We start from the raw sequence: 465 nt of genomic DNA, 5'->3' as shown, positions 1-465 counted from the left end.
GGTGCGGTCTCGGCGAGCCGGCGCAGCCGGGCGGCCTTGCGGTGCAGGAATTGGCCTTCTGTCTGGAGGCGGGCGAGTGTGATGCCGAGTCCGCGATCGTCGTAGCTGTAGCCCCGAAAGTCCGACACCAACCCATCCGGGCGTTTCGCGACAATCGCCGCGGCGCCGAGGGTGGCCGGTGACCAATCCACCCCCACCGCGACCGTGCCCGCCGCGAGGTCGCCGGCGGGGACGGCTTCGGTGGCGGCGCACCGCAGCAGCAGACCCCGAGTGTCGAGGGTCAGGGTCGGCAGATGCCACTGTGTGACCGCCCGGCCGTGCAGGTGCGGTGGGAGCGCGGCGGTCAGGCGCACCGACCTCCAGTGCGCCCGCCCGGTCGGGGCGGCGGTGGTGGGCAGTTTCACCGTCAGCACCATGGTGTCGTCGAGGACGGTGAGCTGCGCGAGTTGCTTGTCGGCGGCGGAC

At 72.5% G+C, this 465-nt stretch carries 1 pseudogene; it reads right to left on the bottom strand.

Annotated features, from left to right (window positions below):
• Nucleotides 1–465, bottom strand: a pseudogene (locus tag I0Q12_RS23595) (transposase); the annotation flags it as partial.

Origin of the sequence: Rhodococcus sp. CX (assembly GCF_015865005.1) — a bacterium.
In the GTDB taxonomy this organism is placed as follows: Bacteria; Actinomycetota; Actinomycetes; order Mycobacteriales; family Mycobacteriaceae; genus Rhodococcus.
Note: the sequence above shows the minus strand (reverse complement) of the source record. Positions and strands in the feature narration are given on the sequence as shown.